The organism is Rhodanobacter sp. TND4EL1, from assembly GCF_054061035.1.
In genome coordinates, this window is sequence record NZ_JBSSDT010000001.1 from 240325 (window position 1) to 252938 (window position 12614).

Genomic DNA, 12614 nt, shown 5'->3' on the forward strand with positions numbered 1-12614 from the left:
TCATTCATGCCCGTCTTGCGCCAGTTGCCGCGTTGGGCGTGGGTGGGCGGCGGTGTATTGGCGTTCATTGCCGGCATGGTCAACGCCGCCGGCTACATGGGGTTTCGGCACCAGCCGATCACCAACCTCACGGGTACGGCAACGCTTTTCGGGGTGGCTCTTGCCAGCGCGGACGGGGCTGAGGTGCTGCACTGGGGCCTGTCGATACTGGCCTTTGTCGCGGGCGCCGTGCTCAGCGGCGCGATTGTGCAGCAAAGCACCTTGCAGCTGGGTCGGCGCTACGGCTGGGCGCTGATGCTGGAATCGGTGCTGCTGTTCGCCGCGGTTCCCTTGCTGGACGACGGCCAGTCTGCCGGCATCTATCTGGCCTCGATGGGCATCGGTCTGCAGAACGGCATGGCCAGTACATACAGCGGCATGGTGTTCCGCACCACGCACGTGTCCGGCATTTTCACCGACCTGGGCATCTACATGGGTCAGATGCTGCGCGGACTGGTGGTCGATACGTTGCGAGTGCGCGTTTGCCTGCTGGTGGCCGGCAACTTCATTCTCGGTGGCGTGATCGGCGCGATGCTGTTCGGCGTGATGCATGAACACGCCTTGCTGATTCCGGCCGCGATGACCGGTTTCTGCGGGCTGGGCTACAGCCTTTACAGCCGCTACCGGAACCCGGTGTCAGCCGGTTCGGACTGAGGAGCCGGCAGCGCGTCCTCGGCCAGAGCACAACAATTGCGGCCGTTGCGCTTGGCCTCGTAAAGCGCCTTGTCGGTGCGCGACAGCCAGGATTCGAAAGATTCGTGCGCCAGCCGCTGCGCGATCCCGATACTCGCCGTCACCAGGATCGCCGAACCTTCATGCATCAGCGTCATGCCAGCCAGTTCCAGACGGATGCGCTCAATGATTTCATGGGCCTGCTGCAGGTGGGTGTCGGGCAGACACAGCACGAATTCTTCGCCACCATACCGACCGATCAGATCGTTCTTGCGGCAATGCCGCGCGATCACCTCCACCGCCTGGCAGATCACCGAGTCGCCGGCCTGATGGCCGTGCGTGTCGTTGATCAGTTTGAAGCGATCCAGATCGAACAGCGCCATGCACGCCATGTGCTCGGGTGACTGCTCGCAGCGTTCGCGCATCAACTCCATGAAGCGCCGACGGTTGTAGACCCCGGTGAGGCCATCGGTGCTGGCCAGTTCGTCAAGTCGACGATTGGCGGTGCGCAGCGCATGCGTGTGCTCATCGATTTCGCGTTGCAGGCAGCGTGCCTGATGACGCAGATAAAGCGTTCGCAGGTGCACCAGCAACGCGACCAGCGCGATCAGCAACAACGCCGCGATGATCCGGATGCCGGTGGTTTCATACCAGTACGGGCTGACCGCCACAGTCAGGCGGGTGGTCGCCAGCCGTGGCTGCAGGCCCTGGGTGGTGGCCTGCACGCGCAGCTCGTAGCTGCCGTGCGGCAGGTTGGTGTAGTTCGCGCTGGGCGCGCTGCCTCTGGGGATATCGGTCCAGTCGTGATCAAAGCCCTCCAGACGATAGCGGTAGGTGGTCTCCATCGGCGCCTGGTAGTCGAGCAGGGCAAAGTTCAGGCGCAGATTGTGGGTGTTTCCGTCGAGCTTGATCGTGCCGCCATCGGTGGGCAGTGCGCCGAAGGGCACTAGCGCGTCGTTGACTTCGGCGCGGGTGATGGCCAACGGCGCCAGCGTTGTCACTGGCGGCTGCCAGTGCGGACGAATGACGGTCAGGCCGGCCTGGCCGCCGAACAGAAGTTCCCCGGTGGGGGCACGGGCGGCGGCAATGCTGACGTAGCTGGCAACGTGCAGGCCGTCGCGGGCGCCCAGGTTGGCCACCGCGAGCGTGCGGTTGTCGATCCGCGTGACGCCGTTGGAAAGACTGGCCCAGATATGGTCGCGGTCGTCGGCCAGCACGGCATTGATGTTGTCGCTGGACAAGCCTTCATCGATGCCGATGGTCTGCGCATGCCAGGAGCCATCATCCTGATGTTGCAACACGCTCAGTCCGCCCAGCGTGCTGGCCCACACGCGCCCGTCCGCGGCGGGCATCAGCGAACTGATGTAGTCCTGCGGAAGACTGGCAGGGTCGCCGCGACGGTGCAGCAAATTGGTGAACTTGACGGGCAGGCTGCCGCCGCTGGCGATGCTGATGCCGCGGCTGGTGGCGTACCACCATTGACTGCCCACGCGCACGATTTCCCGCACGGTGTTGCTGGCCAGGCTGGACGCCTCACCCGGCCGGTGGGTCACGTGCTCCAGCTCTTGCGTGTGCGGATCAAATCGATAGATGCCGTCATAGGTGCCGATGACGACACGGTTGCCATCGCGCATCAGGCTCAACACGGGCTTGTCGCGCAGTTGGGGAAGGATCGAGTTTTCGATCACCAGCGAGTCCGGATCAATGCGTGCGAGGCCCTGGGTACCGACCAGGATGGAGCCGTCGCTTGCTTCGGCAATGCTGTGCACGCCGCGCTGGATCTGACCGCCGGCCAGCCGCAGATGGTCCATGCGGCCGCTCTTGAGGTCGATGATGTCGATGTGACCGGCGCCGAGTCCCAGCCAGATGCGTTCCCGCGAGTCGACAAAAATGGCACGCACATTGGACGTGCTCAGCGCGTTCGGATCGAGCGGCGAGGGCAGCAACGAAAATGCCGTGTGAGTGCCACGGTGGGTACGCGCCACGCCCAGGTCGGTGGCCGCCCACAGGTTGCCGGCGCGATCAAGCAGCAGCGAGCGCACCGAGTCGCCCGGCAACGATGAATGCACGGCGGGGTCGTGGGCGATCACCCGGCTGGTGGGGTTCCCCGGTTCATAGTCAATGACACCGCTGCCATCGGTGGCAATCCACACCTTGCCTTCATCCACCTCAAGGATGTCGCGTACGGTGGGGTGGCGTGCGCCGTTGGCGTAACCGCTGAAGCCGGGTACGCCATGCCAGAGGCCGTGGGTGTCACGCCAGGCGGCACCGGCCTGCACACTGCCAATCCACAGCCGGCCCGCGCGGTCCTGCAGGATGCTCCAGATCTGGTCGCCGAGCACGGTGCCGGCCGCCAGGTCGGCGGCGGCTTCGCGCACGAATGCGTCCGAACCCTTGCGTCGCACGAACAGGCCATTGTTGTTGCCCAGCCACACGTTGCCGTCGCGGTCCTGCAATACGCTGAAATTGCGCGCAGTGGTCGCGGGGCCTGTTTCGATCCGGCTGATCTTGCCGCTGGCAAGGTCCAGGTGGTCCAGCCCGCCCTCGGTGGCGATCCAGACACCGCCGGCATGATCGCTGCTGATCGCGTAGACCTTGTGGTCCGACAAGCCCTGTCGGCCGACCGGATATACCTTGAAGCTGTTGTCGCGCGGATCGAATCTGACCAGGCCGCCGGCATTGGTGCCGATCAGCAAGCCACCATCAGGCAGCGCGTACAACGAGCGCACATAGTTGTCGGGCAGGCCCGGAGTGCTCTTGCCGTGGGTGCCCAGCGTTTCGATGCGATATCCGTCGTAGCGGACCAGTCCGCCGATGGTGCCGATCCAGATCAGGCCGTCGCGATCCTGCACCACCGCCGTCGTGGTGGAATGCGGTATGCCCTCGGCAATATCCAGCGTACTGAACCAGGGCGCTTCAAACGGAGTCCATGGGTCACTTCCGGTCGCATTGGCCGGTGCGCAGCCGAACAGCATGCCCAGCAGCAGGCCGATCAGTGCCACCAGCAAAACCCGGCAGCGGCGCGCGCCCGTCACGGTGCGCATGCCTCATCGGTTTGAGTAACACGCACGCCCGTCGCCTGGGCAGCGTCGCCCGCGCCAGTGATCATGGTCGCCCCGTCCCCCACATTGCGCGTCCCCTGGCCTATGCCCACGGCAGCTGTGCCTCAGCGAACGGGCAGTTTAGCGGGATTTCTGCAGATTGCCGCGCGGCTTGCATCGGGCCGGTATGCAAGGCATGCCTTATCATGGGTGGATGCCACGTCCTGTCTTGCCCACCAGCCCCGGCCTGTTCGCCGAGCCCGAAGCGCTCAAACCTCTGGCCGAGCGCATGCGGCCCTCCAGCATCGACGAAATCGTCGGCCAGCAACGCCTGGTCGGTCCGGACAAGGCGCTGCGCCGCGCGCTGGAGGCTGGCAAGATCCACTCGATGGTGCTGTGGGGGCCGCCCGGCTGCGGCAAAACCACCCTGGCCCTGCTGGTGGCCCGCTATGCCGAGGCGGAATTCCGTGCCATCTCGGCCGTGCTGTCCGGTCTGCCCGACGTGCGCAAGGCGCTGGCCGAGGCGGAGGTCAACTTCGCCCAAGGCCGGCGCACCGTGCTGTTCGTCGACGAGGTGCACCGCTTCAACAAGACCCAGCAGGATGCCTTCCTGCCGCACATCGAGCGCGGCGTGATCATCTTCATCGGTGCCACCACCGAAAATCCGTCGTTCGAACTGAACTCCGCGTTGCTGTCGCGCTGCCGGGTGCATGTGCTGGAGCCGGTTTCCAGCGACGACATCATCGCTGCGCTGAAACGCGCGCTGGCCGACCGCGACCGTGGGCTCGGCGAGCTGCAGCTGCAGGTCGACGACACCGCACTGGATTCGATCGCGCAGGCCGCCGATGGCGACGTGCGCCGCGCACTGACTCTGCTGGAAATCGCCGCCGAACTGGCCGAGCAGGGCCGCGTCGACGCGGCCACCCTGAGCCAGGTGCTGGCTGACCGCACGCGGCGCTTCGACAAGCAGGGCGAGCAGTTCTACGACCAGATCTCGGCATTGCACAAATCCGTGCGTTCGTCCGACCCCGACGCCGCGGTGTACTGGCTGTGTCGCATGCTGGATGGCGGCGTCGACCCGCTGTACCTGGCCCGGCGGATGACCCGCATGGCGGTGGAAGACGTTGGCCTGGCCGAGCCACGCGCCTGGCGCATGGCGCTGGATGCATGGGATACCTACGAACGCCTGGGCAGCCCCGAAGGCGAGCTGGGGCTGGCCCAGCTGGCGATCTGGCTGGCGATTTCGCCCAAGAGCAATGCCGCCTATATGGCCTACAACAAGGCCCGCGCCGCCGTGCGCGAAGGTGGCACGCTGGAAGTGCCGATGCACCTGCGCAACGCGCCGACCAAGTTGATGAAAGGCATGGGTTACGGCCAGGGCTACCAGTACGACCACGACGCCGAGGGCGGGGTCGCCCTGGGCCAGCAATGCCTGCCCGAAGGTCTGGAGGGCACGGTGTTCTACGAGCCGGTCGAACGCGGTCTGGAACTGCAGCTGCGTGAGAAACTGCTGGCCCTGCGTGCCGCCCGCGCCAAGGCCCGCAATTCTTAGAGCCGGCGCGCAGGCGAGGGCGTTCCATCATGCTGGTCCGCCTGTGCGCCGTCACATTGCGGCAACTGCCGCCCGGCAGCGATAATTCGCGGTTCAAGCCTTCACCTGGATATCGATCATGCTGGATCCCTCCCTGCTGCGTTCGCGCCTCGCCGAAACCGCCGCACGCCTCGCCGAAACCCGCGGCTACGCGCTGGACGTGGCCGCCGTCGAGTCGCTGGAGAGCAGTCGCAAGCAGCTGGCGATGGAAACCCAGGAGCTGCAGAACCTGCGCAATACCCGCTCCAAGGCGATCGGCCAGGCCAAGTCCAAGGGCGAAGACGTGGCGCCGCTGATGGCTGAAGTCGCCGGCATCGCCGACAAGCTCAAGGCCAACGAGCAGGCGCTGACCGAGGTGCAGGCGAAACTCGCCGAGATCGCGCTGGGCATCCCGAACATTCCGCATGAGTCCGTGCCGCTGGGCAAGGACGAGCACGGCAATGTCGAAGTCAGCCGCTGGGGCACGCCGCGCGAGTTCGCATTCGACGTGAAAGACCATGTCGAATTGGGTGAACCGCACGGCTGGCTCGACGGCGACGCCGGCGCCAAGCTGTCCGGCGCGCGCTTCACCGTGTTGCGTGGCCAGCTGGCCCGCCTGCACCGCGCGCTGGGCCAGTTCATGCTCGACCTGCACACCGGTGAACACGGTTACCTCGAATGCAACGTGCCGGTGATCGTCAACGCCGACAGCATGCAGGGCACCGGTCAGCTGCCGAAGTTCGAGGATGACCTGTTTGCCACCGAAGTGGGCGAAACCCGGCGCTATCTGATTCCCACCGCCGAAGTCTCGCTGACCAACCTGGTGCGCGACACCATCCAGGACGCCGACGCACTGCCGCTGCGCATGACCGCGCACACGCTGTGCTTCCGTGCCGAGGCCGGCAGTTACGGCCGCGACACCCGCGGCATGATCCGCCAGCACCAGTTCGAAAAAGTCGAGATGGTGCACATCGCCCGCGCCGACCAGTCGCATGCGCAACTGGAGGAAATGGTTGGCCATGCCGAGCAGGTGCTGCAGAAACTCGGCCTGCCCTATCGCAAGATGCTGTTGTGCAGCGGCGACATGGGCTTCACCGCCGTCAAGACCTACGACCTCGAAGTGTGGCTGCCGAGCCAGCAGAGCTACCGGGAGATCTCCAGCTGCTCCAACTGCGAAGACTTCCAGGCCCGTCGCCTGCAGGCCCGCGTGCGCAACGCCGACACCGGCAAGCCCGAACTCGTGCACACCTTGAACGGCTCCGGCCTCGCCATTGGCCGCACCCTGATCGCGGTGATGGAAAACAACCAGAACGACGACGGCTCGATCACCGTGCCCGAAGTCCTGCGCCCGTACATGGCCGGGCTGGATCGCATCGCATGAATACCGCGGGCGCACCTGCTGGTCGTTGGGACAAGGTCGAGTTCTACACTAGCTACTTCCTGCTCATCGTCCTGGTCACGGTGATCGGCATGCGCCTGAGCTTCGATACCGTGTGGCAGATGCCGAACGTCGACCTGGTGCTCTCCGTCATCGCCTTGATGCTGGTCGTGGGGAGCTTCTGGTTCGCCCGGCACAGCCGCCGCCTGCGCCTGGGGATCATCACCTTCGCCAGCGCCACGCAACTGATCCCCATGGTCATCCGCCAGCCCGTGCTGCTGTTTCCATTGCTGGGCGCGCTGATTCCGGTGGCCATCCTGGTGGGATGCCTGGTGGCGCTGTCGAAGAAAAGCGCAAACGTTCGTCCACCGCAGCGTTCCTGATAAACTGCCGTAGTGGCGCGCAACGCGCGCCTTGCAGCAGACAACCAGGTTCATGGAGAGATGGCCGAGTGGTTCAAGGCAGCAGTCTTGACGCGGAGGCAGGATGCCGAAGCGGACAGCGGCGCCGCCGCTGGCCCCGAAGGGGCGAAGGGCAGGATGCCCGCAGCAAAACTGCCGTAGTGGCGCGCAACGCGCGCCTTGCAGCAGACAACCAGGTTCATGGAGAGATGGCCGAGTGGTTTAAGGCAGCAGTCTTGACGCGGAGGCAGGATGCCGAAGCGGACAGCGGCGCCGCCGCTGGCCCCGAAGGGGCGAAGGGCAGGATGCCCGTAGCAAAACTGCCGTAGTGGCGCGCAACGCGCGCCTTGCAGCAGACAACCAGGTTCATGGAGAGATGGCCGAGTGGTTTAAGGCAGCAGTCTTGAAAACTGCCGTAGGTGTGAGCCTACCGTGGGTTCGAATCCCACTCTCTCCGCCAAGTTCCAAATGAAATCAGTTATTTGCACAAAACATCTGATTTCCCCAACATCCCGCCCTTCGTGGCGGGATGTTTTGTTTCGGGGCGACAACGGTTCCGGGGAATTGTCGTCGCGGCAGTATTTCGCTCACCTCGCCGCCGCCCCGTCACCCGATGTCCGACGGATAGCCACTTGCCAGCCACCCCTGATGCAACGGAACTCAGTCGACGGCTCGTTTCGATCGCCGCACGTCACGTCGCAAACGCCACTCATCCCTGCCCACCACGACGGCAGCGGCGAGTGTGCCCAGCGCCAGCAGATACCAGGTGATCAGGTAGCCCAGATGGTTGTTGGGGAAGTGGACTACGGTCAGGCCCGCCCGCGGCCATGTGGTGGTGTTTGCCGGATCGCTTCCGTCGGCATCGACGAAGTAGGGCGCAACGGCGCTGCCGGGCAGGCGCAGTGCCGCGGCCATGGCCGGCACATCGCGGGAATACCACTGATGGTCAGCGGGCCGGTTGGGACGCAGGAAACCACCACCGGGTTCGGATACGCGCAGCAGCCCGGTGAGGTTGAGCTCGCCGGCGGGAGGGTGCAACTCGGTTGTTGCCAAACCGGGCGAGACATAACCTCGATTGACCAGCACGATGAAGCCCCGGTCCGTGCGTAGCGGAGCCATGACCCAGAAGCCGTAACCCAGCGAGCTGGAGCCGTGCACCAGGATCGGCGCGCGATCGAGGAACCGGCCGCGCAGGCGAACGTGCAGATAGTGCAGCTTGTCCGTTGCCGCCAGCGAACCTTGTACCGGAGCCGGCGCCGCCACGGGTGCGGCATCGACGCGAGCAGCCACGTCGTGGATAAGGCCAAGCTTCCAGTGCAGTCGCCGCACCTGCCAGTTTCCCAGCAGGAGGAAGCCAATGAAAAGGACAGCCGCCAGCAGCATCAGGACGATGAGGGCAGAGCGGCTGCGCGGCATGCGATGGCGCACCGGGTCGTGGCGCGCGTCCTGCTTCATGGGGTGTCTGGCAAATGCATCTTCTGCGAGGACATCGGCATCATGTTCGCGTTTTCGTTGTACATGACCCAGACCGAAGCGCCGAGCACGATCACCACCATGACGATGGTGAAGATGAAGGCCAGCATGTTCCAGCCCTCTTCCGAGCGGGTGTCCAGGTGCAGGAAGAAGATCACGTGGACCACGATCTGTGCAGCGGCCAGGCCGAGCACGACAAGCATGGTGATCAGTGTGCTGGCCAGCACATGACCCATCACCAGCCAGAACGGAATGATGGTGAGAATCGCGGCCAGCGCGAAACCGGTCAGGTAGCTGCGCAGGCTGCCATGTGGCGCGTGGTCGCCATCATGCGCCGTGGCATTCGCCGGTGCGGAGGGGGATGGATGATTCATCGAAGCACTCCCACCAGGTAGACGTAGCTGAAGACGCCGACCCAGACCAGATCAAGAAAATGCCAGAACATGCTGAGGCAGAACAGGCGTCGCCGATTCGCTTCGGTCAGGCCGTACTTGCCCAGTTGCACCATCAGCACGATCAACCAGATGATGCCGACTGTCACGTGCAGGCCGTGCGTGCCGACCAGGGTGAAGAACGAGGACAGGAACGCGCTGCGGCCCGGGCCGGCGCCCGCGGCAATCAGGGTGATGAACTCATGGATCTCCAGGCCGACGAAAACCGCCGCCAGCAGGCCGGAAACCGCCAGCCACCCAAGCATCGCGCGTTGGCGCTGCCGGGCCATTTCCAGCATCGCAAACCCGAAGGTCACTGACGAGACCAGCAGCAGGGCCGTATTCACCGCCAGACCGGGCAGGTCGAGCACCTCATGCGCGGTGGGACCACCCGCGTAGCTGGTACCGAGCACCGCATTGCAGGCGAACAGCGCGGCAAAGATGAAGCAGTCGCTCATCAGGTACAACCAGAACCCGAACAGGGTTCCGTTGTGGGGATGCGGCTCCTCGTTGCACAGGAAAGTGCGCGGTGCCGAGGGCGGGGTGTCGATGGCGATGGTATTCATGCGTGTACCCCTCGACCGTTTGGCTCCCAGTTGCCACTGTGCTCAAAGCGGCTCACGTCTTCCGCCGAGATATGGCCTTCACGGTCGTAGTTGAAGGTATGCGCGATGGCGACAACGAGCAGTGCCACAAAGGCGACAGTGGCCAGCCACCAGATGTACCAGACCATGGCGAAACCGAAGATCGTTCCCAGCGCCGCAAGCACGATGCCGGCGGCGGTGTTCTTCGGCATGTGGATCGCGTGGAAGCCGGTCAGCGGACGCTGGTAGCCATGCTTTTTCATGTCGTGCCAGGCGTCACGTTCGTGCACCAGCGGCGTGAACGCAAAGTTGTAGGGCGGCGGCGGGGACGAGGTTGCCCACTCCAGCGTGCGTCCACCCCACGGATCGTTGCCCGCGGCCAGCTCGTCGCGACGGCGGATGCTGACGTAGATCTGCATGACGAAGGCCAGAATGCCCAGCAGGATCAGGAACGCGCCGAAGGCGGCAATGATGAACCAGATCTGCAGACTGGGATCGGTGAAATGACTGAGGCGGCGGGTGACGCCCATCAGGCCCAGCACGTAAAGCGGGCCGAAGGCCACCCAGAAGCCGACCTGCCAGAACCAGAAGCTCAGCTTGCCCCAGAACTCATCCAGGCGGAATCCGAACGCCTTGGGAAACCAGTAGTTGATGGCGGCGAAGATGCCGAACACGACGCCACCGATGATCACGTTGTGGAAGTGCGCGACCAGAAAGAGGCTGTTGTGCAGCAGGAAATCCGCGGGAGCCACGGCCAGCATCACGCCCGTCATGCCGCCAATGGTGAAGGTGAACAGGAAGCCCATGGTCCACAGCATGGGCACATTGAAGTGCACCCGGCCGCGGTACATCGTGAACAGCCAGTTGAAGATCTTCACGCCGGTGGGGATCGAAATCATCATCGTGGTGAGCGCAAAGAACGAGTTGACGTCCGCGCCCGAGCCCATCGTGAAGAAATGGTGCAGCCATACCAGGTACGACAGGATCATGATCGAGACGGTGGCGTAGACCATCGAGGAATAGCCGAACAACCTCTTGCCCGAGAACGTCGGCACGATCTCCGAATACACCCCGAACAACGGCAGGATCAGGATGTACACCTCGGGGTGGCCCCAGATCCAGATCAGGTTGACGTACATCATCACGTTGCCACCGAACCCGTTGGTGAAGAAGTGGGTGCCGATGTACCGGTCGAGCGAAAGCAGCAACAGCGTGGCGGTGAGAATCGGGAACGTCACCACGATCAATCCGCTGGTGGTCAGCGTCGTCCAGGTGAACATCGGCATCTTCATCAAGGTCATGCCCGGAGCGCGCATCTTGATGATGGTGACCACGAAGTTAATGCCGGTAAGCAAGGTGCCCAGGCCCGAGAGTTGAAGGCCCCAGATGTAGTAATCGACGCCGGGGCCGGGACTTTGCTGCAACTCCGAAACCGGCGGAAAGCCGAGCCAGCCCGCACTGGAAAAATCGCCAATGAACAGCGACGCCATGAACAGGATCACGCCGGAGACGGTGAGCCAGAAGCTGAAATTGTTGAGGAACGGAAAGGCCACGTCGCGCGTGCCGATCTGCAGCGGCATCGCGAAGTTCATCAGCCCGACGATGTAGGCCATGGCCACGAAGAAAATCATGATCGCGCCATGCGCGGTGAAAATCTGGTCGTAGTGGTGCGGCGGCAGATAGCCCATGTTGCTGCCAAACGCGATCGCCTGCTGCGAACGCATCATGATGGCATCGGCGAAGCCACGAAACAGCATCACGGTGGCGAGCACCATGTACATGATGCCCAGTTTCTTGTGATCGACGCTGGTGAACCATTCGTTCCAGAGATATCCCCACTTGCGGTAGTAGGTGATGGCACCGAGCACGGCGCCGCCGCCGAGCGCCACGGCGACGAAGGTCCAGACGACGATCATGTTGTGCAGCGGCAACGCCTCGAGTGTGAGGCGCCCGAACAGGAAGTTCCAGATGGCGGGGCGGTCAGGCATGGTTCGAATCTCGGGAAGGTGGATCAGTGCATCGCCGCAGTGGATGCGGGCGCCATCGTCGACTGTGCGGACATGGCGGCGCCGTGCGTGGCGCTGGTCTGGCCAGCATCCATGCTCATCGTCTTGTTCATGCACGACGGATCGTCGCCGAGGCATCGATGGAGGATGCGTTCGTACAGATCCCGATCAAAGTGGGCGTAATGGTGTACCGGTTCGGCTCGGCTCGGTTCGTTCAACTGCTGAAACGCCGCGGCATTCAAGTCACTTCCGTCAGCACGCACCCTGGCCACCCACTGATCGAATTGCGGCTGGTTCATGCCGTGAAAACGAAAGCGCATGTCAGTGAAGCCGTGGCCGCTGTAGTTGGAAGAGAATCCATCGAAGTCACCGGGCTTGTTGATCACCGCATTCAGTACGGTCTGCATGCCCGGCATGGTGTAAACCTGACCGGCCAGCGACGGTATGAAGAACGAGTTCATCATCGTGGTTGAGGTGAGTTTGAAATGGATGGGCATGTCCACCGGTGCAGCCAACTCGTTGACCGTGGCAATGCCGTACTTCGGGTAGAAGAACAGCCACTTCCAGTCCAGTGAGACCACCTCGACTTCCAGCGGCTGCGTGCCGGGCGCCACGGCGCGGCTGGCATCAATGCGCGTGAGCGAGCGGTACGGGTCTAGTTGATGGGTGCCGATCCAGGTCATCGCGCCGAGCACAATGATGATCAGCAGCGGCGCGGCCCAGACCACCAATTCGAACTTGGTCGAGTGATCCCACTCGGGGTCATAGGCAGCGTCCGTGTTCGATGCGCGATAGCGCCACGCAATGACGCCAATGGCAATCAGCACGGGAATGATGATCAGCGACATGAGTATCACTGACGCGATCATCAGATCACTCTGTTGACGCGCCACGTCTCCGGCCGGATCAAGCAGAACCAGATTACAGCCGCCCACAAGAAATGCAGGGGGCAACAGAAGCAGGCCTCGCAGGCGTTTTATCGGCATGGGGAAGTTACGGGGAGTTGGGCTATTCCGCTA

Annotated in this window: 10 protein-coding genes and 1 tRNA gene; 5 read left to right on the plus strand and 6 right to left on the minus strand. The window is 63.6% G+C overall.

Annotation, left to right across the window (positions count from 1 at the left end; genetic code table 11):
- Positions 1-6 precede the first annotated feature (6 nt).
- Entirely contained in the window at positions 7-693 is a 687-nt protein-coding gene (locus ACVWWQ_RS01175; RefSeq protein WP_133950555.1) for a YoaK family protein, read from the plus strand.
- Here the strand turns inward: ACVWWQ_RS01175 and ACVWWQ_RS01180 are convergent.
- Positions 660-3755 (minus strand): ligand-binding sensor domain-containing diguanylate cyclase, encoded by a 3096-nt coding sequence (locus tag ACVWWQ_RS01180; protein WP_457383270.1) that lies wholly within the window; start codon positions 3753-3755, stop codon positions 660-662. The genes ACVWWQ_RS01175 and ACVWWQ_RS01180 overlap by 34 nt on opposite strands.
- A gap of 211 nt (positions 3756-3966) precedes the next feature.
- On the opposite strand from ACVWWQ_RS01180, the gene ACVWWQ_RS01185 reads away from it, so the two are divergent.
- The 4 genes from ACVWWQ_RS01185 to ACVWWQ_RS01200 all read left to right on the plus strand — a co-directional run bounded on the left by ACVWWQ_RS01185 (position 3967) and on the right by ACVWWQ_RS01200 (position 7561).
- A complete protein-coding gene (locus tag ACVWWQ_RS01185; RefSeq protein ID WP_166669755.1) occupies positions 3967-5304 on the plus strand; it encodes a replication-associated recombination protein A in 1338 nt (445 codons plus the stop codon).
- A gap of 118 nt (positions 5305-5422) precedes the next feature.
- Positions 5423-6703 (plus strand): serine--tRNA ligase, encoded by a 1281-nt coding sequence (gene serS, locus ACVWWQ_RS01190; protein ID WP_133950551.1) that lies wholly within the window; start codon positions 5423-5425, stop codon positions 6701-6703.
- Positions 6700-7083 (plus strand): LrgA, encoded by a 384-nt coding sequence (locus ACVWWQ_RS01195; RefSeq protein WP_133950549.1) that lies wholly within the window; start codon positions 6700-6702, stop codon positions 7081-7083. The genes serS and ACVWWQ_RS01195 overlap by 4 nt, the downstream gene beginning before the upstream one ends.
- Before the next feature lie 388 nt (positions 7084-7471).
- Positions 7472-7561: transfer RNA gene (locus tag ACVWWQ_RS01200), tRNA-Ser, on the plus strand.
- A gap of 200 nt (positions 7562-7761) precedes the next feature.
- On the opposite strand, the gene ACVWWQ_RS01205 is transcribed toward ACVWWQ_RS01200, so the two are convergent.
- Genes ACVWWQ_RS01205 through cyoA form a run of 5 tightly spaced genes read right to left on the minus strand, consistent with a single transcriptional unit; the run spans position 7762 to position 12581 of the window.
- A complete protein-coding gene (locus tag ACVWWQ_RS01205; RefSeq protein WP_457383271.1) occupies positions 7762-8556 on the minus strand; it encodes an SURF1 family protein in 795 nt (264 codons plus the stop codon).
- A complete protein-coding gene (gene cyoD, locus ACVWWQ_RS01210; protein ID WP_133950547.1) occupies positions 8553-8948 on the minus strand; it encodes a cytochrome o ubiquinol oxidase subunit IV in 396 nt (131 codons plus the stop codon). Before cyoD ends, ACVWWQ_RS01205 begins: the two co-directional genes overlap by 4 nt.
- Positions 8945-9571: a cytochrome o ubiquinol oxidase subunit III gene (gene cyoC, locus ACVWWQ_RS01215; RefSeq protein WP_133950545.1), complete on the minus strand. Its 627-nt coding sequence runs from the start codon at positions 9569-9571 to the stop codon at positions 8945-8947. Before cyoC ends, cyoD begins: the two co-directional genes overlap by 4 nt.
- Positions 9568-11547, minus strand: a complete 1980-nt coding sequence (gene cyoB / locus ACVWWQ_RS01220) for a cytochrome o ubiquinol oxidase subunit I (protein WP_208321625.1) — start codon at positions 11545-11547, stop codon at positions 9568-9570. The genes cyoC and cyoB overlap by 4 nt, the downstream gene beginning before the upstream one ends.
- A 53-nt stretch (positions 11548-11600) precedes the next feature.
- Positions 11601-12581 carry a ubiquinol oxidase subunit II gene (cyoA, locus tag ACVWWQ_RS01225; RefSeq protein ID WP_133950541.1) on the minus strand — a complete coding sequence of 327 codons (981 nt, stop codon included), beginning with the start codon at positions 12579-12581 and terminating at the stop codon, positions 11601-11603.
- Positions 12582-12614 lie beyond the last annotated feature (33 nt).